This is a genomic window from Streptomyces sp. NPDC003038, assembly GCF_040611115.1.
Taxonomy (GTDB): Bacteria; Actinomycetota; Actinomycetes; order Streptomycetales; family Streptomycetaceae; genus Streptomyces.
The window spans coordinates 139,969-159,769 of sequence record NZ_JBEXNN010000014.1 but is presented as its reverse complement, the minus strand read 5'-3'; the positions used below and the strand labels follow the sequence as shown (position 1 = coordinate 159,769).

20 protein-coding genes are annotated in these 19,801 nt (G+C 73.4%); 7 read left to right on the top strand and 13 right to left on the bottom strand.

Going from position 1 to position 19,801, the window contains the following annotated elements; all coding sequences use genetic code 11:
* Positions 1-45 precede the first annotated feature (45 nt).
* Positions 46-213 (top strand): hypothetical protein, encoded by a 168-nt coding sequence (locus ABZX75_RS19650; protein WP_355412095.1) that lies wholly within the window; start codon positions 46-48, stop codon positions 211-213.
* Between the two features lie 115 nt (positions 214-328).
* Here the strand turns inward: ABZX75_RS19650 and ABZX75_RS19645 are convergent, their stop codons facing one another.
* The 4 genes from ABZX75_RS19645 to ABZX75_RS19630 all read right to left on the bottom strand — a co-directional run bounded on the left by ABZX75_RS19645 (position 329) and on the right by ABZX75_RS19630 (position 3,277).
* On the bottom strand, positions 329-550 hold the full coding sequence (locus tag ABZX75_RS19645; protein ID WP_355412092.1) for a helix-turn-helix transcriptional regulator: 222 nt from the start codon (positions 548-550) through the stop codon (positions 329-331).
* A complete protein-coding gene (locus ABZX75_RS19640) occupies positions 550-1,047 on the bottom strand; it encodes a DUF2975 domain-containing protein (protein WP_355412090.1) in 498 nt (165 codons plus the stop codon). The genes ABZX75_RS19645 and ABZX75_RS19640 overlap by 1 nt, the downstream gene beginning before the upstream one ends.
* A gap of 111 nt (positions 1,048-1,158) precedes the next feature.
* Entirely contained in the window at positions 1,159-1,725 is a 567-nt protein-coding gene (locus ABZX75_RS19635; protein ID WP_355412153.1) for a LysE family translocator, read from the bottom strand.
* A 1-nt stretch (position 1,726) separates the two neighbouring features.
* Positions 1,727-3,277 carry a DUF885 family protein gene (locus tag ABZX75_RS19630; RefSeq protein ID WP_355412088.1) on the bottom strand — a complete coding sequence of 517 codons (1,551 nt, stop codon included), beginning with the start codon at positions 3,275-3,277 and terminating at the stop codon, positions 1,727-1,729.
* A 54-nt stretch (positions 3,278-3,331) separates the two neighbouring features.
* On the opposite strand from ABZX75_RS19630, the gene ABZX75_RS19625 reads away from it, so the two are divergent.
* Entirely contained in the window at positions 3,332-4,735 is a 1,404-nt protein-coding gene (locus tag ABZX75_RS19625) for a PLP-dependent aminotransferase family protein (RefSeq protein ID WP_355412086.1), read from the top strand.
* Between the two features lie 23 nt (positions 4,736-4,758).
* On the opposite strand, the gene ABZX75_RS19620 is transcribed toward ABZX75_RS19625, so the two are convergent.
* The 3 genes from ABZX75_RS19620 to ABZX75_RS19610 form a co-directional block, all read right to left on the bottom strand.
* Complete coding sequence (locus ABZX75_RS19620; RefSeq protein ID WP_355412084.1) at positions 4,759-5,949, bottom strand: acyl-CoA dehydrogenase family protein; 1,191 nt, start codon at positions 5,947-5,949, stop codon at positions 4,759-4,761.
* A 171-nt stretch (positions 5,950-6,120) separates the two neighbouring features.
* Positions 6,121-6,957: a class II fructose-bisphosphate aldolase gene (locus ABZX75_RS19615; protein WP_355412082.1), complete on the bottom strand. Its 837-nt coding sequence runs from the start codon at positions 6,955-6,957 to the stop codon at positions 6,121-6,123.
* The gene (locus tag ABZX75_RS19610; RefSeq protein ID WP_355412080.1) at positions 6,954-7,856 is read right to left on the bottom strand and encodes an SIS domain-containing protein; all 903 of its coding nucleotides are present in this window, start codon (positions 7,854-7,856) and stop codon (positions 6,954-6,956) included. Before ABZX75_RS19610 ends, ABZX75_RS19615 begins: the two co-directional genes overlap by 4 nt.
* Before the next feature lie 166 nt (positions 7,857-8,022).
* Between ABZX75_RS19610 and ABZX75_RS19605 the strand changes: the two genes are divergently transcribed.
* Entirely contained in the window at positions 8,023-8,802 is a 780-nt protein-coding gene (locus tag ABZX75_RS19605; RefSeq protein ID WP_355412078.1) for a DeoR/GlpR family DNA-binding transcription regulator, read from the top strand.
* 39 nt (positions 8,803-8,841) lie between these two features.
* On the opposite strand, the gene ABZX75_RS19600 is transcribed toward ABZX75_RS19605, so the two are convergent.
* From ABZX75_RS19600 to tdh, 3 genes are all read right to left on the bottom strand, one after another.
* Positions 8,842-9,756 carry a LysR substrate-binding domain-containing protein gene (locus ABZX75_RS19600; RefSeq protein WP_355412076.1) on the bottom strand — a complete coding sequence of 305 codons (915 nt, stop codon included), beginning with the start codon at positions 9,754-9,756 and terminating at the stop codon, positions 8,842-8,844.
* A gap of 12 nt (positions 9,757-9,768) precedes the next feature.
* Positions 9,769-10,971 carry a glycine C-acetyltransferase gene (locus tag ABZX75_RS19595; protein WP_355412074.1) on the bottom strand — a complete coding sequence of 401 codons (1,203 nt, stop codon included), beginning with the start codon at positions 10,969-10,971 and terminating at the stop codon, positions 9,769-9,771.
* A gap of 227 nt (positions 10,972-11,198) precedes the next feature.
* Positions 11,199-12,227, bottom strand: a complete 1,029-nt coding sequence (gene tdh / locus ABZX75_RS19590) for an L-threonine 3-dehydrogenase (protein ID WP_355412072.1) — start codon at positions 12,225-12,227, stop codon at positions 11,199-11,201.
* A gap of 187 nt (positions 12,228-12,414) precedes the next feature.
* Between tdh and ABZX75_RS19585 the strand changes: the two genes are divergently transcribed.
* Together ABZX75_RS19585 and ABZX75_RS19580 are read left to right on the top strand one after the other, a co-directional pair.
* Positions 12,415-13,323, top strand: a complete 909-nt coding sequence (locus ABZX75_RS19585) for an alpha/beta hydrolase fold domain-containing protein (RefSeq protein WP_355412070.1) — start codon at positions 12,415-12,417, stop codon at positions 13,321-13,323.
* A 71-nt stretch (positions 13,324-13,394) separates the two neighbouring features.
* Positions 13,395-15,617 (top strand): SpoIIE family protein phosphatase, encoded by a 2,223-nt coding sequence (locus tag ABZX75_RS19580; RefSeq protein ID WP_355412151.1) that lies wholly within the window; start codon positions 13,395-13,397, stop codon positions 15,615-15,617.
* A gap of 15 nt (positions 15,618-15,632) precedes the next feature.
* On the opposite strand, the gene ABZX75_RS19575 is transcribed toward ABZX75_RS19580, so the two are convergent.
* Positions 15,633-17,426 carry a glycoside hydrolase family 15 protein gene (locus ABZX75_RS19575; protein WP_355412068.1) on the bottom strand — a complete coding sequence of 598 codons (1,794 nt, stop codon included), beginning with the start codon at positions 17,424-17,426 and terminating at the stop codon, positions 15,633-15,635.
* A 66-nt stretch (positions 17,427-17,492) separates the two neighbouring features.
* A complete protein-coding gene (locus tag ABZX75_RS19570; RefSeq protein WP_355412066.1) occupies positions 17,493-18,047 on the bottom strand; it encodes a DoxX family membrane protein in 555 nt (184 codons plus the stop codon).
* 116 nt (positions 18,048-18,163) lie between these two features.
* Between ABZX75_RS19570 and ABZX75_RS19565 the strand changes: the two genes are divergently transcribed.
* Both ABZX75_RS19565 and ABZX75_RS19560 read left to right on the top strand, forming a co-directional pair.
* Positions 18,164-18,628, top strand: a complete 465-nt coding sequence (locus ABZX75_RS19565) for a MarR family transcriptional regulator (protein WP_355412064.1) — start codon at positions 18,164-18,166, stop codon at positions 18,626-18,628.
* A gap of 100 nt (positions 18,629-18,728) precedes the next feature.
* A complete protein-coding gene (locus ABZX75_RS19560; RefSeq protein ID WP_355412062.1) occupies positions 18,729-19,031 on the top strand; it encodes a YkvA family protein in 303 nt (100 codons plus the stop codon).
* A 56-nt stretch (positions 19,032-19,087) separates the two neighbouring features.
* Here the strand turns inward: ABZX75_RS19560 and ABZX75_RS19555 are convergent, their stop codons facing one another.
* The gene (locus ABZX75_RS19555) at positions 19,088-19,723 is read right to left on the bottom strand and encodes an alpha-ketoglutarate-dependent dioxygenase AlkB (RefSeq protein WP_355412061.1); all 636 of its coding nucleotides are present in this window, start codon (positions 19,721-19,723) and stop codon (positions 19,088-19,090) included.
* Positions 19,724-19,801: the final 78 nt, after the last annotated feature.

The window sequence follows — 19,801 nt, the reverse complement described above, 5'->3', positions numbered from 1 at the left end:
ACCCCAGGAGCATGCAAGGTGCGGCGGAGCCCTGACCATAACACCATGACAATCGTTTTCGTTAAGTCTCCGGTCGCCGACCGGGGCGTCGACCCGGCCGGCCGTCTCACCCCGCTCCCGCTGCACGTCCACCCCGGCGAGGCGCCGGGGTGTTCGCGCCGTCCACGAGCCGCGCACACGCGGGAGACGTACCTCGGGGACTGGAGGCCGTAGGAGCCGCTGGGGCCGACTGTCGAGGGTGGCCCATCGTCAAGGCGACACCGTGGCCGGATGACGGTGCCCGACGCGGGGCACGACAGCGTGCGTCGCCCCTCGCCGGCGGCGGACGTCACCCGTCGGCGGCGTCCTCGGCCTCCCAGCGCAGCAGGTCTCCCGGCTGGCACTCCAGCGCCTCGCAGAGCGCGGCGAGCGTCGCGAAGCGCACCGCCTTCGCACGGCCGTTCTTGAGCACCGCCAGGTTGGCGGGGGTGATCCCGACCCGTTCCGCGAGGTCGCCCACGGACATCTTCCGCTTGGCCAGCATCACGTCGATGTCGACGGCGATCGGCATCAGATCACCTCGTCCAGCTCGGCCTGCATCCGCGCCGCTTCGACGTCGCGCGCGACGGCCTGGGCGAGCAGCATCCGCAGCACGAGCACGATGAGCGCGACCCCCAGGACCGCCAGGACGACCCCGCCCATCAGGAGGATCACGCCCGGAGGAACGGCTTCGCCCGGCGCCAGGAGGACCGCGAGCGTGAACACCAGGAGGGCGGCCGCCACGATCGCGCCGATCACGATGTGCACGTACCGGAAGGCGGCGTGGGAGAACACCGTGCCGCCGCGCACCATGGTCACCAGCCGCCACACGCAGACCAGGACCACCTGGGCCGTCACGACCCCCAGGAGCACGATCACGAGGACCGGTACGCGCAGGTGCGCGAGTTCGCCCCCGACCTCGTCCAGATCGGCGGCCAGCAGCGGCACCATCACCGCCTGCACGAACACCGAGCCGGCCAGCAGCCCCACGAGCACGGCGCGCAGCGCGAGCACTGTCAACTTTCCCATCGTCACTCCTTCGATCGACCAACGATGAAAATCTATCGAAACTCGATAGGCACAGCAAGAGGTCAGGGCAGTCTCGTCAGCATCGACCGCTCCCACCGACGAACCGGGCGTTCACGACAACAGGGCCGTGTACCCGGCCAGTCCCAGGTACACCAGCCCGGACCAGCGGGACCGGTGTCCGGGCCAGCCAGCCAGCGCCGCGCCGGCCAGGGCGTAGCAGACGTCGGCGGCCAGGGCCAGGACGAAGAACGCCGCGCCCAGGAACAGCAGTCGCCCCGTGGTGTCGGCGAACTGCGGCAGGAAGGCGAGGAAGAACAGCGCCACCTTGGGATTGAGCACATTGACCAGCAGTCCGTCGCGGAACATCCGCCACATCGAGGCGGGCGGTGCCGCGCCGTCCGTGGCCGGGGCCGGGCTGAGCAGGGCCCGGACGCCGAGGTAGGCGAGATAGGCCACGCCGGTCCAGCGGAGCACGGCGAAGGCCGTCGGTGACGCGGCCAGCACCGTGGCCACCCCGCCCACGGCCAGGCCGACGTGCACGAGCGTCCCGGCCTCGACTCCGAGCGCCGAGACCAGCCCGGCCTTGCGGCCGTGCGCGGCGGCACGGGTCAGGATGTATGCCATGTTCGGCCCGGGCACCACGATCAGCGCCGCCGATGCCAGCAGGAAGACCCACATCTCAGCCACGGTCCAGCGCGGAGCCGAGCAGGCCGAGTGGCGGCGCCCCGAGGGCGAGCATCGAGGCGTGGAAGCGGCCCAGGTCGAACTCGGGGCCCCACCGCCGTCGTGCCCGGTCCCGCAGATCGAGGATTGCCAGCTTCCCCCAGGTGTACGACATGGTCATCGGGTCGCGCAGCAGCCGGTACGCGGCCATCTCCGCGGCCGGGCCGTCCAGGTGGACGTCGGCTGCGAACCGGTGTCGGACGTCCGACAGCGTCATCGCGCCGGTCTGCACTCCGATCACACCTGCCAGCCGGGTGATCCGCAGCAGGGCGTCACGGGCCACGCTGACGACGAAGGCCGGATCGCCGTCCCGGAAGCCCTCCTCGACGGCCAGCTGCTCGCAGTAGTGCGCCCAGCCCTCGACGAAGGCCGGCGACTGCAAGGTGCGGCGGATGTCTCCCGTCGCCCGGCGCAGCGCGCGACCGTGGGAGAAGTGACCGGGCGCCGCCTCGTGCAGGGCGATGTTCGCCAGACCCGTCCGGTTGTACAGCGCCAGCCACTGCGCGCGGCGCTCGTCCGCCCAGTCCGGGCCGGGCAGCGTGATCCGGAACCAGCTCGGCCCGTCCGGCTCGTACGGCGCGGCGCCGGTCATGGTGGCCACTTGGTACCCCTGGGTGGGTGTGGTCTGCCCGACCAGGCACTCGCCGTCGAGGTGGGGCACGAGTCCGCGCTCGGCCGTCCACGCCGTCGTCTCCTTGACCAGATCGGCGGCCAGCTCCAGCACCCCTTCCGGGCCGGGGTGGTCCGCCTGGATCCGCCGGATCACCTCCGCCGTCGGCGCGCTGGGGTCGATCCGTGCGCAGGCCTCGGTGAGCCGGGCCCGCCAGGTGTCCCGTTCGGCCTCCACCCGGGCGGCGAGCGCGGTCAGATCCACCTCGCAGGCCTCGCCGGCGGAGGCGAGCCGGGCCAGGGCCGCGCCGCCCAGCGCCGGGTTCGGGTCGCCGGTCCGGGCCAGGCGCCCGAGGTGGGTGACGAGCCGGTTCAGCGCGGTGTGGGCGGCCCCGGCGGCCCGGCGGTCGGCGACCTCGTCGGCGTCCAGGGCGGGCAGGGTGGTCAGGTGGCCGGCGAGCCGGCGCGCCGCGCCCAGCCCGGCCTCGGCGAGCGGCGCGGGCACCCGATCGAGGACGTCGATCGCGGCGTCCACCGCGTCCGGCCAGGCCGTCAGGTGCGCCCGGCGGGCCACGGCGCGTTCGGCGGCCGGGGCGTACTCGCGCTCATAACAAGCCACGTCCAGGTTGTCCAGGTGGACGGCCGGGTCGTACCGGTGCAGTTCCAGCTCCCCGAAACGCACCCGCAGCGCCTCTTCCGCCGCGGCGAGCTGCCGCTGGTCGTGGCCGTCGGCCGCCGGCCCGCCGGGCCCGCCCAGCGCGGCCAGGCCGCGGCGCACCCCGTCCGCGGACAGGTCCTGCACCACTCCGTCGTACTCGTGCCGCCCCGCGTCGGTGCGGGTGACCGCCGCCATCAAGTCGGTGACTGCCCGCAGCCGGGCCGTATCAGATGTGATCATGAGACTGAGTCTTGCCCGGCGGACCTCCCTCCGCCCGAGCCAATGAGGAGTGAAGTGGACCGGGTTTGGACGGCGCCCGAGCTGGCCGAGATCCTCGGCGACTGGGCCCGCGGCCCGGGCCCGCTGTACCGCGGGCTGGCCGGGGCGCTGCTGGCCGCCGTGGACGCCGGGGATGTGGCGTCCGGGGAGCGGCTGCCGGCCGAACGGGACCTGGCCCGGGGGCTGCGGGTCAGCCGCGCGACCATCGCCGCCGCCTACGGTCTGCTCCGCGAACGCGGCGTGCTGGACAGCCGCCGGGGCAGCGGCAGCCGGGTGGCGCCCCGCCCGCCCGCCTGGGCCGGGTCCCCGGCCGGCACGACCGCCGTGGTGCGCAGGCTCGCCGCCGGGCCGGCCGGGCTCATCTCCCTGGCCGGGGCGGGCGGGGCCGTGCCGGGCGACCTGGCGGCCGAGCTGGCGGCCGTCGCGGCGGAGGACCTGCCCGGGCTGGTGGCAGCCGGCGGTTACCACCCCCGTGGCCTGCCGTCCCTCCGCGAGGCGATCGCGGGCCGGTACACCGCCGAGGGTCTGCCCACCGATCCGGGGCAGATCCTGGTGACCACCGGGGCCACTCAGGCGATCAGCCTGGTGACCGGTCTGTTCCTGCGCCGCCGGTCCACCGTGGTCGTGGAGTCCCCGGGCTGGCCCGGCTGCCTGGACGCCTTCCGTGCGGCGGGCGCCCGGCTGGTCCCGGCGCCCCTGGACGAGGAAGGCGCGCGGGTGGACGCCGTCGCGGAGGCCTTCGCCGCGCACCCGAGCCTGGCGTACCTGATGCCCAGCTTCCACAACCCGACCGGCACGCTGATGACGGAGTCCCGGCGACGGCGGATCGGGGAACTGGCCGCCCAGCACGGCGTGCCCGTCCTGGAGGACAACGCCTACTGCACGACCCTCGGCGGAACTGTCCCGGCTCCGCTGGCGGCGTACGCCCCGCCCGGCGCGACGGTCCTCACCGTCGACTCGCTGACCAAGAGAGTCTGGGCGGGGTTGCGGGTCGGCTGGGTCCGCGCCGCGGCGCCGGTCATCGACCGCCTCGCCCAGCTCAAGACCCTCGCCGACCTGGGCAGCCCGGTGATCGATCAGGCGCTGGCCGTCCGGCTGCTCCGCAGGCCCCCCGCTGGACCGGCCCGGGCTCAGGCGCAGCTCGCCCAGTTGGAGGGCCTGCTGCGCGCCCGGCTACCGGAGTGGCGCTGGCGGACCCCGGACGGCGGCTCGGCTCTGTGGGTGTGGCTACCGGAGGCTGACGGCCGGGAGTTCGCGCAGCTGGCGCTGAGGGAGGGCGTAGAGGTGGTCCCCGGCGAGCCGGGCCACACGGATCACATCAGGATCCCGTTCCTGTATCCCGAGGCCACCCTGGCCGAGCTGACCAGCCGCCTCGCCCGCGCCTGGGCCGCGTACAGCCGCCGACCTACAGGGCCCTGACTGGCGGGGGCCCAGCAGGCGGGCTAACGGCGGACGCGGGGCATGCCGAGGCCGATCCAGGAGATGATCTCGCGCTGGATCTCGTTGTTGCCGCCGCCGAAGGTGAAGATGACGGCGCTGCGGTAGCCGCGTTCGAGCTCGCCGTGCAGGACCGCTGCGGCGGAGCCGTCCTTGAGGAAGCCCGCGGCGCCGACGATCTCCATGAGCCAGGCGTAGGCGTCCCTGCGGGCCTCGGAGCCGTAGACCTTGACCGCGGAGGCGTCGTGCGGGGTGAGGGAGCCGTCCTGGACGGCGTGCACCATCTGCCAGTTGAGCAGCTTCATCGCGTCGAGCCGGGCGTGGGTGCGGGCGAGGCGGCCGCGGACCCAGGAGAGGTCGATGACCCGGCGGCCGTCCGCGAGCTTCGTCTCCGCGGCCCAGCGTTGGACGTCGTGCAGGGCCCGGATGGCCATGGTGCCGTGGGCGGCGAGGGTGACGCGTTCGTGGTTGAGCTGGTTGGTGATCAGGCGCCATCCCTTGTTCTCCCGGCCGACGCGGCGGCTGGCCGGGACGCGGATGTTCTCGTAGTAGCTGGCGGTCGTGTCGTGTGAGGCGAGGGTGTTGATGAGCGTGCAGGAGTAGCCGGGGTCCGAGGTCGGCACGAGGAGCATGGTGATGCCCTGGTGCGCGGGTGCGTCCGGGTCCGTGCGGACGGCGAGCCAGACCCAGTCGGCGGTGTCGCCGTTGGTGGTCCAGATCTTCTGCCCGTCGACGATGTAGGTGCCGCTGTCCTCGTCGCCCTCGCGGACGGCCTTGCACTTGAGCGCGGCGAGGTCGGTGCCGGCGTCGGGTTCGCTGTAGCCGATGGCGAAGTCGATCTCGCCCGCGAGGATCCTGGGCAGGAAGTACGCCTTCTGCTCGTCGGTGCCGAACCGCATGAGGGTCGGCCCGACGGTGTTGAGGGCCATCAGGGGCAGCGGTACGACGGCCTGCGCGGCCTCGTCGAAGAAGATGAACTGGTCCATCGGCGACATGCCGCGGCCGCCGTACTCGGTCGGCCAGCCGACCCCGAGCCATCCGTCGGCCCCGAGCCGGCGGATGGTCTCGCGGTAGAACCGTTTCTGGGCGGCGGGGTCCTCGTAGCGGGCGTGGACGTCGTCAGGCACCAGCTCGGCGAAGTAGGCGCGCAGCTCGGCGCGCAACCGCTGCTGCTCGGGCGTGTATTCGAGGTGCACGGCCCCTCCGGGATTCTCGCGGTCCGTCCGGTCGCTGTGGTGGCGGCGGTCAGACTAGAACCTGTTACAAGAATCCGGAAGGCTCGCGGGCCGTCGTTTCCCTGGGGCGTTTCCCTGGGGCGTTTTCCTGGGGCCGTACGGGCCCTTGCGGCCGCCCGCCGGCTCGGCGCGTCAGTTCAGGGCCCTGATCATGGCTTCGGCCGTCGCCGCCATCGCCGTACGGGCAGCCGTGAGATACGGCCTGGGGTCCGCCCGGGTCAGGTGGGTACGGATGGCTTCGGTCATGGCCACGTTGAGCGCGGTGCCGATGTTGACCTTGCGGATGCCGCCCGCGACGGCCGCCGCGAGCTCGGCGTCCGGCAGGCCGGAGGAGCCGTGCAGGACGAGTGGTACGTCCACCGTCTTGGTCAGCCGGGCCAGGAGCGCGTGGTCCAGGGAGGCCGTCCGGCTGGTCATCGCGTGGCTGCTGCCGATGGCGACGGCCAGCGCGTCGACCCCGGAGTCGGCGACGAACCGCCGCGCCTCGTCCGGGTCCGTACGGGCTCCCGGCGCGTGCGGGTCCAGGGGCGCGGCGCCGTTCTTGCCGCCCACCTCGCCCAGCTCGGCCTCGATCCACAGCCCGTTGGCGTGCGCCCAGTCGGCGGCGGAGCGTGTCGTCTCCAGGTTCTCGGCGTACGGAAGGTGCGCGGCGTCGTACATCACCGAGCCGTATCCGGCGTCGCAGGCCCGGCGGAGCAGCTCGGAGCTCTTGACGTGGTCCAGGTGCAGGCCGACCGGGACCGCGGCGGCCTCGGCGCAGGCCGCGGCCGCCCGGGAGATGGGAAGCAGCCGTCCGGCGCGGAACTTCACGGCGTTCTCGCTGAGTTGCAGGATGACTGGCCGCCCGGCCGCCTCGGCCCCGGCCACGACGGCCTCGGCGTGTTCCAGGGTGATGATGTTGAAGGCGGCGACGGCGCGGCCCGCGACGGCCGCCTCCCGGACGAGCGAGCCGGCGGGGACGAGGCTCATCGGACGGCCTCCTCGCCCGTGGCGAGGATCACGGAGCGGGTCAGATTCCGCGGCGCGTCCGGATCCAGCTCGTGGTGGGCGGCGACGGCGACGGCCAGCCGGTGCACCCGGACCAGCTCGGCGAGCGGGTCGAGCCGCCCGGCCACCCACTGGGCGCCGATGCCCCGTACCTGTTCGGCGAGTCCGTCGGGGGCCTCGTCGAGCGACCAGGTGACGGTCCCGGGCCCGGTGACGCTGATGGGCCCGTGCCGGTACTCCATCGCCGGGTAGGCCTCGGCCCAGGACAGCGAGGCCTCGCGCATCTTCAGCGCGGCCTCGTGCGCGAGGCCGACGCTCCAGCCGCGGCCGAGGAAGGTGAACTGCCCGCGGCTCTCCAGGTCCGCGGGCAGCGGCTCGGTGAGCGCCGTCCGGGCGTCGGCGACCGCCTTCGGGGTGTGCCGTCCGACGTGGGCGCGCAGCAGGGTCAGGGCCGTCGTCGCGAACCGGGTCTGCACGACGGAGCGTTCATCGGCGAAGGCGAGTACGACGACCTCGTCGGCGAGGGTGATCACCGGGGTCGCCGGGTCGCCGATGACCGCGGTCGTCGGCGTGCCCGCGTCCCGCAGCCCGGCCAGCAGGTCGAGCACTTCCGTCGTGGTGCCGGATCGGGTCAGGGCGACGACGCGGTCGTAGCGACGGTGTCGCGGGAACTCGGAGGCGGGGAAGGCGTCGGTCTCGCCCTGCCCGGCCTCCTCGCGCAGCACGGCGGCCGCCTGGGCCATGTAGTACGAGGTCCCGCACCCGACGATGGCGGTACGCTCCCCCGGCCGCGGAAGCACGGACCGCTGCGCCGGGGCCAGCTCGGCGGCCCGCTCCCAGCATTCCGGCTGCGTGCCCAGCTCGTGCGCGACGTGACTCATACAGGCTCCCTGGTACGGCGGCGGATGGGACCGGATGCGTTCATGCAAGATAATGCAAGATATCCGGCTGTTTCGCGCAACTTCAAGCATCAACGGACTGATCCCCTGAGTTAATGTCGGCGGGTAGGCCAATGGAGAACAGGGCGAACACCGAAGGGGGCGGGCGATGACCCGCAAGGAGCGCTGGCAGACGCTGCTGGATCTGCTGGTCGAGCGGGGGGAGCTGGAGGTCGAGCCGGCGGCGGCGGCCCTCGGTGTGTCCGCCGCGACCGTCCGCCGTGACCTCGACCAGCTCGCCGAGCAGCAGCTGCTGGTCCGCACGCGCGGCGGGGCGGTGCTGCAGGGGGTCTCGTACGAACTGCCCCTGCGCTACCGCACCTCGCGCCGCGCCGCCGAGAAGCGCCGCATCAGCGAGGCGGTGGCGGCTCTGATCACCCCGGGCGAGGTGGTCGGGCTGACGGGCGGCACCACGACCACCGAGGTGGCGCGGGCCCTGGCCGGCCGTCCGGACCTGGCCTCGGGCTCACCGGCGCTGACCGTGGTGACCAACGCCCTCAACATCGCCGGTGAGCTGGTCATCCGGCCCCAGTTCAAGATCGTGCTGACGGGGGGTGTCGCCCGCCCCCAGTCGTACGAGCTGACGGGCCCCTTCGCCGAGGAGGTGCTCGGCCAGCTGACCGTGGACACCGCGGTGGTGGGCGTGGACGGCTTCGACCCGGCGGACGGCGCGGCGACCCGCCACGAGGACGAGGCGTCGGTCAACCGTCTGTTGTGCGAGCGGGCCCGCCGGGTGGTCATCGCGGCCGACTCCAGCAAGCTCGGCGTGCGCGCCTTCGCCCGCATCTGCGCGACGTCGTCGGTGGACGTCCTGGTCACGGACACGGGCCTGCCGACGGGGGTCGCGCGGGAGTTCACGGCGGCGGGCGTGGAGGTCGTACGGGTGTGAGCCGGCCGGCGGGCTTCCGGCGGGGCGCCACCCGGGCACTCAGTGGGCCGGCAGCCGCTCCGACTCGCGGACCAGGGCGGCCAGGACCGGGGCGATCAGCGGGTGGGACTCGGCCCCGCGGCGGGTGGCGGCGAAGACCCGGCGGGTGGCGGCCGGACCGGCGACCGGGCGGACCTGCACCTCCTTGAGGTCCATGCCGCGCAGCGCCGAGCGCGGGACCAGCGCCACCCCGGCCCCCGCGCCCACCAGCGCCGTCACGGCGCGGAAGTCGTCGGAGGAGTGCGCGAACCGGGGCTGGAAACCCGCCAGTTCGCACGCCAGCAGCGTCACGTCGTGGCACGGATTGCCGGGATACTGGCCCACCCAGTCCGAGTCGGACAGATCCGCCAGCGACACCGCGGGCAGGTCGGCCAGCGGATGGCCCGAGGGCAGGACGGCGTCGAAGGGTTCGGCGTACAGCGCGAGGACCGAGAGCCGGCCGTCGTCCGCACCCGGCGCCCCGCGGTACTCGACCGCCAGCGCGACATCGGCTTCGCCGTCGAGGAGCAGCGGCACGCTCTGGTCGCCCTCCGCGTCCCGTACCCGCAGCCGGATCCCCGGGTGCTGCGACTTCAGCCGGGCGATGGCCGGAGCCAGCACCTCCGCGATCCCCGTCGCGAAGGCGGCGACCGTGACCACGCCCGCCGTGCCGCCCGCGTACGCGGCGAGTTCGGCCTCGGCGCGCTCCAGCTGTGCGAGCACCTCGTGGGCGTGCCCGACCAGGATCTCGCCCGCCGCGGTGAGCCGTACGCCCCGCCCGCTGCGGGACAGCAGCGCGTGGCCGGTCTCCTGTTCCAGCGCCGCGAGCTGCTGGGAGACGGCGGAGGGGGTCAGGTACAGGGCTGCGGCCGCGGCGGTCACCGTACGGTGGTCCGCCACGGCACGCAGGATGCGCAGCCGGCGGGGGTCGATCACCCTGCCATTGTCTCAGCCTGCGCAGACGCCGAGCGCCGCACGGGCGTCGACGAAGGCGGCGACCGCGCGCTCCACGTCGGCCGTCGAATGGGCGGCGGAGAGCTGGACGCGGATGCGCGCCGCGCCGAGCGGCACCACCGGGTAGGAGAAGCCGATCACGTACACGCCGCGCTCCAGCAGCAGCTCCGCCATCCTGGCCGCCTCCGCCGCGTCGCCGATCATCACCGGGGCGATGGCGTGGTCGCCGGGCAGGATCTCGAAGCCGGCCTCGGTCATCTTCGTACGGAAGAGCGAGGTGTTGGCGGCGAGGTGGTCGCGCAGGTCCCCGGCCGACTCCAGCAGGTCCAGGACCTTGAGGGAGGCCGCCGCGATGACCGGGGCGAGGGAGTTGGAGAAGAGGTACGGGCGCGAGCGCTGGCGCAGCAGCTCGACGATCTCGGCGCGCGCCGCGACGTAGCCTCCGGAGGCGCCGCCGAGCGCCTTGCCGAGCGTGCCGGTGATGATGTCGACGCGGTCCATGACCCCGTGCAGTTCCGGCGTGCCGCGCCCGCCGGGGCCCACGAAGCCGACGGCGTGCGAGTCGTCGACCATGACCATGGCGTCGTAGCGCTCCGCCAGGTCGCAGATCTCCGCGAGGGGCGCCACGTAGCCGTCCATGGAGAAGACGCCGTCGGTGACGATCAGGCGGCGGCGGGCGTCCTGCGCCTCCTTGAGCCGGGTTTCGAGCTCGGCCAGGTCGCGGTTGGCGTAGCGGTAGCGGCGGGCCTTGGAGAGGCGGATCCCGTCGATGATCGAGGCGTGGTTGAGGGCGTCGGAGATCACCGCGTCCTCGGCGCCGAGGAGGGTTTCGAAGACACCGCCGTTGGCGTCGAAGCAGGAGGAGTAGAGGATGGTGTCCTCCTGCCCGAGGAACGCGGACAGCCGCGCCTCCAGTTCCTTGTGCACCTCCTGGGTACCGCAGATGAAGCGGACGGAGGCCATGCCGTAGCCCCAGCGGTCCAGTGCGTCCTTGGCGGCGGCGACCACCTCGGGGTGGTCGGCCAGTCCCAGGTAGTTGTTGGCGCAGAAGTTGAGTACCTCGCCGGGGGCGCCGCCCGAGGTGACCGCGACGGCGGCGTTCTGCGGGGTGCCGATGACACGCTCGGGCTTGTGCAGGCCTGCGGCGCGGATCTCGTCGAGGGTGGTGCGGAGGTCGTCGCGGACGGACTCGAACATGGTGCGTTCTCCTTGTGCGGCGGAGGCGGACGAAAGGGGAGCCGGGCCCCGGGGAGGGGGAGGGTGGGCGGGGCCCGGCCCAGGGAGATGGTCGGTGGACCCGGGGCTGTGGCTCGGCCGGCTCGCCCGGGCCCGGGGCTGTGGCTCGGCCGGAGGCGGACGGTCGGGACCCGGGCCGCTCGGCGGTCGTACGCCGCCGCCCGCGGGCCCGGGGCCGCTCGGCGGTCCTACGCCGTCCAGTCCAGGATGATCTTGCCGCTGCGGGCGGTCGACGCCTCGTCGAAGGCGGCCTCGAACTCCGTGTGCGCATAACGGCCGGTGATGACCGGACTGAGGTCGAGCCCGCCCTCCAGCAGCACCGTCATGGCGTACCAGGTCTCGAACATCTCGCGGCCGTAGATGCCCTTGATGGTGATCATCGACGTGACGACCTTCGCCCAGTCCACCGGGAACTCCTGCGCGGGCAGGCCCAGCATGGCGATCCGGCCGCCGTGCGTCATGTTGGCGATCATGTCGCGCATGGCCTCGGCCCGGCCGGACATCTCCAGACCGACGTCGAAGCCCTCGCGCAGGCCGAGCGCGAGCTGCGCGTCGGCGATGGAGGACTCGGCGACGTTCACCGCGAGCGTGGCTCCCGCCTTGCGGGCGATGTCCAGCCGCTCGGGGCTGACGTCGGTGATGACCACGTTCCGCGCTCCGGCGTGCCGGGCCACGGCCGCCGCCATGATCCCGATCGGGCCCGCGCCGGTGATCAGCACGTCCTCCCCGACCAGCGGGAAGGACAGCGCCGTGTGCACGGCGTTGCCGAACGGGTCGAAGATCGCCGCCACGTCCAGGTCCACCGCGGTCCGGTGCACCCACACGTTCTGCGCGGGCAGGACGACGTACTCGGCGAAGGCGCCGTCACGCCCCACACCGAGCCCGATCGTGCTGCGGCACAGGTGGCGGCGCCCGGCCAGGCAGTTGCGGCACTTCCCGCACACCAGGTGGCCCTCGCCGCTGACCAGGGCGCCGATCTCGATGTCGCGCACGTCCGCGCCGAGCGCCGCGACCTCACCGACGAACTCGTGTCCGAGGACGAGGGGGGTCTTGACCGCTCCCTGCGCCCAGCCGTCCCAGGCACGGATGTGCAGGTCCGTTCCGCAGATGCCGGTACGCAGCACCTTGATCAGCACATCGCCGGGACCGTAGTCGGGCTCGGGGACGTCCATGAGCCACAGGCCGGGCTCGGCCTTGTGCTTGACGAGTGCCTTCATGGGGTGGCTCCAGGCATGCGGAAGGGGGCGCCGCGAGCGCGCGGGCGCGGGCGGCGTCTATGTCGGGCACCAATCTGCCGAGCCGCTCGGTGATCAGTCCATCGAGACTTTCTTAAGCGGGTCGACAGCGCAGCTTCACGCCTATGCTCCTCACGTGACGGGGCAGGGGAACAGGGAGGTGGGGGGCGTGCCGAGTCTGCGCAGCAGGGCGCTGTCGGCGGCGCTGATCGCGGCGGGACGGCGAAGACGGTTCACGAGTGCCGAGGCGGTCCAGACCCGTGTGGCCGAATCCGCACGACGGCCCGCGTCGCATCTGCCGCCGCGCTCGCTGGGGCGGGTGGCCGAGATCTCCCGGACCTTCGTCGGGGCCTGGCCGGTCTACGACGTGTCCCCGCGCGGGACCGAGCCCACCGCCCAGGTGCTGTACGTGCACGGCGGCGGTTACGTCAACGAACTGGTGCGGCCGCACTGGGCACTGGTCCGGGCCCTGGTCACGCAGGCGCGGGCGCGGGTTGTCGTGCCCGCCTACATCCTCGCCCCGCGCGGAACCGCCGACCGGACGGTCCCGGTCGCCGCCGACCTGCTCAGCGGCCTGATCGCGAGCGGCGGCGCGGGCGGGACGGTGCTCGTCGGGGACTGCGCCGGCGCCGGGCTGGCGCTGGCCGCCGCCCAGCGGCTGCGCGACCGCACGGGGGCGCAGCCGTCCCGGATCGTGCTGATCTCGCCCTGGCTGGACGTGACCATGAGCCATCCGGACCAGGCGGCGATCGAGGCGGGCGATCCGGTGCTGGCGCGCGCGGGACTGCTGGAGGCCGGGCGTCTGTACGCCGGCACGCTGGCCGCCGACGATCCGCGGGTGAGCCCGCTGCGGGGGTCCTTCGGGGGGCTGGCGCCGCTGACGGTGTTCACCGGGACGCGGGACGTGCTGAGCACGGACAGCCGGGAGCTGGTGCGGCGGGCCCGCGCGGACGGGGTGGAGGTGGAGTTCCACGAGGCGCTGGGACTGCCGCACGTGTACCCGCTGCTGCCCGTACCGGAGGGGCGGGCGGCGCGCGCCCGGATCGTCGAGCTGATCCGGGCGGCGGCGGATCTCTGAGCAGACCCGGCCCGGGCGGCGTGCCCGGCCCGGGCGGCGTGCCCGGCTGCGGCTCGCACGCCGCCGCCGGGATGCAGGCCCCGCCGCCGAGGGCGCATCCTGACGGTGTGACGGCGAGACCGGACAGCGACGGCCCCGCCCAGGACGCCTCGGCCCGGGCGCTCGCGCGGGCGGCGGTCGATGCGGTGGCAGCCGTCGACGGGTACGCGGGCGGGGTCTACCTGCGCTCCGGCACCGAGGGGCTGCTGCGGCTGGCGGCGCTCACCGGACTGCCACGGCAGCTGTTCCGCCCCTGGTGGCGGATCCACGTGAACCGCCCCTACCCGGTCGCCCAGGCGTACCGCTCCCTCCAGGCGGTCCACCTGCCCGACGCGGAGGCGGCCATGAGCCGCTTCCCGCAGCTGATGGCCGGGCTGCCGTTCCCCTTCGCATCGCTGTACGAGCCGGTGACCGCCGGGCCGGAACGGTTCGGCGTGCTGATGGTGCTGCGCCCGGCGACCCCCGGGGTCCCGGTCGGTGCCGTCGACCGCGAGCGGATGCGCGAGGCCGCCGACCGGCTGGCGCAGGAGCTGGCCGCGCTTACGGCGGCGGGCGATGCGGTGGCCTGGGACGGCGACCCGGTGGAGGTGCCGCCGGCCGCCCCGGCCGCGGATGCCCGCGCGGCCCTGGACCGGCTCGCGCAGGCGGTGCTGTCCGTGGACCGGCAGGGCAGGATCGGCTTCGTGAACGCCGCCGCCGAGAACCTGCTCGGCCTCGGCGGGCCTCAGGTACTGGGCCGGATCGTCTGGGAGGCGCTGCCCTGGCTCGGGCATCCCGCCTACGAGGACCACTTCCGGGCCGTCTTCATGTCCACCGAGCCGGTTCACTTCTCGGCCCGCCGCGGCCGGGACCCGTCCGGGGACTGGCTCTCGGTGGGGCTGCACCCGGGGACCGACGGGGTGACCCTGACGATCGGCGCCACCGAGAGGCCCGCCTACGCGCCCGCGTCGGTGGCCCAGCCGGGCGGGGGCCTCGGCTCACCCGCCGACCGGGCCACCGCGCTGTACCGGCCGGTGGCCCTCGCCATCGCGCTGACCGAGGCGGTCACGGCCCGCCAGGTGTCGGCGGTGGTCACCGAGGAGCTGCTGCCCGCGTTCGGCGGCCGCCAGCTGGCGATCTACCTGCTGGACGAGCGGCACCTGCACCTCGCCTGGGAGACCGGATTCCCGCGGGGCTTCCTCAACCGGTTCGACGGTGTCTCGCTCGACGTCCGTCTGCCGGGCGTCGAGACGCTGACCTCGGGCAGGCCGCTGTTCTTCGAGTCGATGGAGCATCTGGCCGCGGCCTATCCCGGCATCCCGCTGGACGCCCATGTCGGGGCCCGCGCCTTCCTGCCGCTGATCGCCTCCGGGCGGCCGGTCGGCTCGTGCATCCTCGGCTTCGACGCGCCCCGCGGCTTCAGCCCGGAGGAGCGTACGGTGCTGACCGCGCTGGCCGGGCTGATCGCGCAGGCCCTGGAGCGGGCCCGCCGCTACGACAGTGAGGCGAAGCTGGCGCGCGGACTCCAGGCGGGCCTGCTGCCGCACCGCCTGCCGGTACGCGAGCACGTGGACACGGTGGCCCGCTATCTGCCCGGCACGCTCGGCATGGACGTCGGCGGCGACTGGTACGACGTCGTCGAGACGAGCGGCGGGCTGCTCGCCCTTGTCATCGGGGACGTCCAGGGCCACGGGGTCGCCGCCGCGGCGACCATGGGGCAACTGCGCAGTGCGGTACGGGCCTTCGCGCTCAGCGGCAGTACCCCGGCGCAGGTGATGAGCGGCACCAACCAGCTGCTCATCGACCTGGACCCGGGCCAGTTCGCCAGTTGCTGCTACGTGTTGCTCGACCCGCTGACGGGCGACGCGCGGGCGGTCCGGGCCGGACACCCCCAGCCGCTGCTGCGCCATCCCGACGGCCGGACCGAGGTGCTGGACCTGCCGGGCGGGGTGGTGCTCGGCATCGACCCGGAGGCCGTGTACCCCGTCACGGAACTGCGGCTGGAGAAGGGCTCGGTGCTCGCGCTGTACACGGACGGGCTGGTCGAGGAGGCGGGCACGGACATCGACCGCGGGGTCGAGCGGCTGCGGGTGGCTCTGGCCGCGGCCCGCCCGACGCCGCTGACGGAGATGGCCGACCGGCTGATCAGCGAGGCCGGCAGCGCCGCCGACCGGCCGGACGACATCGCCCTGTTGCTGGCGTCCCGTACGAACGGACCGCGCGCGCAAGGCCCGCAGGCACAGGGGACCGCGGTCGGAGGAGCTCCTCCCCCATGAGACCTGTCGGCAGGGTCAGTCCGCGTCCGCGCCCAGACCCAGGGTGAGGGCGGTGTTCACCAGCCCGATGTGGCTGAACGCCTGGGGGAAGTTTCCCAGTTGGCGTCCCGCGACGGGGTCGTACTCTTCGGCGAGCAGCCCCACGTCGTTGCGTACCTCGAGCAGCCGCTCGAAGAGGTCCCGTGCCTCCTTGGTCCGGCCCGTCAGGTGCAGGGCGTCGGCCAGCCAGAACGAGCAGGCGAGGAAGGCGCCTTCGTCGCCGGGGAGTCCGTCGACGGACGGGCCTTCGGTGGTGTAGCGGCGGACCAGTCCGCTGCTGCCGAGCTCCGTGCGCACCGCGTCGACGGTGCCGAGGACGCGCGGGTCGTCGGGCGGGAGGAATCCGACGCGCGGGATGAGCAGGGTCGCGGCGTCGAGCTCGCGCGAACCGTAGTACTGGGTGAAGGTGTTGCGCTCGTGGTCGTAACCCTTCTCGCACACCTCGCGGTGCACCTCGTCCCTCATGGCCCGCCAGCGCCCCACGTCGCCGGGCAGGTCGGGATCGTGTTCCAGGGTGCGCACGGCGCGGTCGGCGGCGACCCACGCCATCACCTTCGAGTGCACGAAGTGGCGGCGCGGGCCGCGTACTTCCCAGAGCCCCTCGTCGGGGCGGCGCCAGTTGCGCTCCAGGAAGTCGAGGAGCGCGAGCTGGATCCTCCAGGCGTGGCGCTCGGATGCCAGGCCGGTGGACCTGGCCAGGTGGAGGGAGTCGATGACCTCCCCGTACACATCGAGCTGGAGCTGGTTGACGGCCGCGTTGCCGATCCTGACCGGCGCGGAGGAGGCGTAGCCGCGCAGCCATGGCAGCTCGGTCTCGGGGATCCGCCGCTCGCCGGCGATCCCGTACATGATCTGCAGGTCGGCGGGGTCGCCGGCGACGGCGCGCAGCAGCCACGTCCGCCAGGCCCGGGCCTCTTCGAGGAAGCCGGTGGCCAGGAGCGAGCCGAGGGTGAGGGTGGAGTCGCGCAGCCAGCAGTAGCGGTAGTCCCAGTTGCGGACCCCGCCGATCTCCTCGGGCAGGGAGGTGGTGGCCGCGGCGACGATGCCGCCCGTCGGGGCGTACGTGAGGGCCTTGAGGGTGATCAGGGAGCGGATCACCGCCTCCCGGTAGGGGCCCTGGTAGCGGCACTGGGAGGTCCATGCGCGCCAGTCGGCGAGGCTCTGCTCCAGTGCCGCGTACGGGTCGATGCGAGGGGGGCGCGGTTCGTGCGAGGGGTGCCAGGTCAGGACGAAGGCCACGCGCTGCCCGGCGGCGACGGTGAATTCGGAGCGGGTGCTGTGGTCCTCGCCCCAGGTGGGCACGGGCGGTTCGCTGCGCAGCCACGTGGAGTCGGGCCCGGCGACGGCGACCCGCTCGCCGTCGCTGCGGCGGACCCAGGGGACGATGTGGCCGTAGTCGAACCGCAGGCGCAGGGTGCTGCGTACGGTCACCTCGCCGGTCAGGCCTTCGACGATCCTGACCACATCGGGTGCGGTGTCGCGTTGCGGCATGAAGTCGGTGACCTTGACGGTGCCGTGGCCGGTCTCCCAGTACGACTCCAGGACCAGCGAGCCGTCGATGTAGGCGCGGCGGGTGCACGGCTCGGCGTCCGGGGCGTCGGCGGGGGCGATGCGCCAGTGGCCGTTCTCCTCGTCTCCGAGGAGGGCGGCGAAGCAGGCCGCGGAGTCGAAGCGGGGCAGGCACAGCCAGTCGATTGACCCGTCGCGGCCGACCAGTCCACTGGTCATCAAGTCGCCGATGAGTGCGTAGTCTTCGATGGGTTGTGTCATTCGTGCGCTCTTCCCCCGAATGCCCGGGGCCAATCAGCGCGGCCCCGGGACACCCGACGGAGGGCTTCAGCTCCGGACGAGGAGCATGGCGGCACCGAGCACGACGCCGAGGGCGAGCGCGAGGGCTCCGTGGGCCAGTCGGTGGCCGCGCAGCAGCGGCAGGAAGCGGTCGACGGCGAACCGGCCGGGTCCGGTGAGGGTGAGGGCCGCGGCGCCGGCGGCCAGGAGCAGTTCGTACTCGATGCCCTTCGGGGCGAAGAAGGCTCCGAGTCCGTGGACGCCGATGGCGTTGATCATGGTGCCGACGATGGCGGCGCCGGCCAGCGGGGTGAGCAGTCCGAGGGCGAGGCCGAGGCCGCCCAGGGTCTCGGTGAGGCCGGCGAGTACGGCCATGGCGTCGCCCGCGGGGTACCCGCTGGCGGTGAAGAAGCCGCCGGTGCCGCTGATGCCGCCGCCTCCGAACCAGCCGAAGAGCTTCTGGGTGCCGTGGCCTGCCATGGTCAGGCCGAGGACGAGGCGCAGGAGCAGCAGGCCGGTGTCGTGGCCGGGGGTGGAGGGGGCGAGCTGGACGGCCGGTGCGGCGGCCTGCGACTTCGTCGAGGTGACGGAGGGGCTGGTCATGGGGGGATCCTTCCGGTCGGGCGGCCCGAGGAGCAGGGAAGTGGTTCAGATTTGAACCGCCAGCCCCGACCCTAGCCCAGTGATTCAAATTCGAACAACCTGTGTACTCTGAAAGCATGGCTGACACGAGATGGCTGGACGAGCGCGAGATGCGGGCATGGAACGGCTTCCTGGCCGCGTCGGCTCTGGTGAACCGCTGCCTCGACCAGCAACTCAAGGACGATTCCGGACTCTCGCACCCGCAGTACGAGATCCTCGTCAGGCTCGCCGCGGCCCCCGGGCGCGAGCTACGGATGACCGAACTGGCGAACGGCCTGATCAACTCCAAGAGCGGACTGACCTACCAGATCACCCAGATGGAGAAGGCGGGGCTGGTCCGCCGCCGCAGCTGCCCCTCGGACGTGCGCGGAGTCTTCGCCGTCCTCACCGACGCCGGCAACGCCCGGCTGGACGAGGCCGCGCCCGGGCATGTGGCCACGGTCCGGGAGGTCCTCATCGACGTGCTGACCCCCGAGCAGCTCAACGCCCTCGCCGAAGGCCTGGGCGAGGTCAGCCGGCGGCTGCGCGAGCGGCCCGCCTGAGCGCCGTCCGGCGCGGCGCGCCGCAGAAGCGGTACGCGGGCGCGGGGTGCGGGTATACGGGTGCGGTACAGGGAGGCGGATCAAGGGAGGGGTGAACGCGATGGACGGAAAGGTCTGGCTCACGCTGGCCGTGATCGTCGCCCTCGGGCTGGCGATCGCCGCGCTCGTGCTGCTCGTACGGGTCTTCCGGGTGCGGCGGCTGCTGCTCGACGCGGGAGTCCCGTTGCGCGACAAGGCGCTCTTCTGGGTCGCCGTGATCTACACCGTCTCACCGGTGGATCTGATCCCGGACCCGGTGTATCTGGACGACATCGGCGTCCTGCTGCTGGCGCTGCGGTCACTGCACGCGGCGGCGGCCTCCGCCGCGACGACCCGGCCCGCGAAGGAGCCCGGCACGGTGTGACGGCGGACGGGACGACTCGAACGCGGCCCCCGGGCCGCACACGCTCCGCCCCGGACTCAGAGAACGCCGTGAGGGCGGAACTGGACGCTGATGCGGGGACCCACGGCCCGCGCCGACTTGGGTACCGCGTGCTCCATGGTCCGCTGGCAGGAACCGCCCATGACGACGAGGTCCCCGTGCCCCAGGGGCAGGCGCAGCAGGGTGGCACCGCCGTCGCGGCGACGGAACGCGAGGTCGCGCGGGTCGCCGACGGAGACGATCGCGACCATGGTGTCCTCGGTCGAGGAGCGGCCCGTACGGTCGCCGTGCCAGGCGACGCTGTCGCGGCCGTCGCGGTAGAGGCACAGTCCGGCGGTGACGAAGCGCTCACCGAGTTCGGGGGCGTAGTGCCTGTTCAGCGCCTCGCGGGCCTCGTCGAGCGAGGGATGCGGCAGGGCCTCTCCCTCGCCGTAGAAGGCCAGTAGGCGCGGCACGTCCACCTCGCGCTCGTACATCTTCCGCCGCTCGGCGCGCCACGGCACGTCGGCGGCGAGCCGCTCGAACAGCGCGTCGGAGCCGGCCATCCATCCGGGGAGGTGGTCGACCCACGCTCCGGCGCCGAGGTCCGTGCGCCGGATGCCCACGAGGGGGCCGAGCCGGATCTCGTCGCCCTGGTCGAAGAGGGAGCCCTGAAGGCCCTGGACCGCGTACATGCTTCCAGCGTAACCCCATCACTCGAACACGCACACGAATAGCGGTGTGCCGAGGGGTGGCGGGCCGGCCATCGCGCC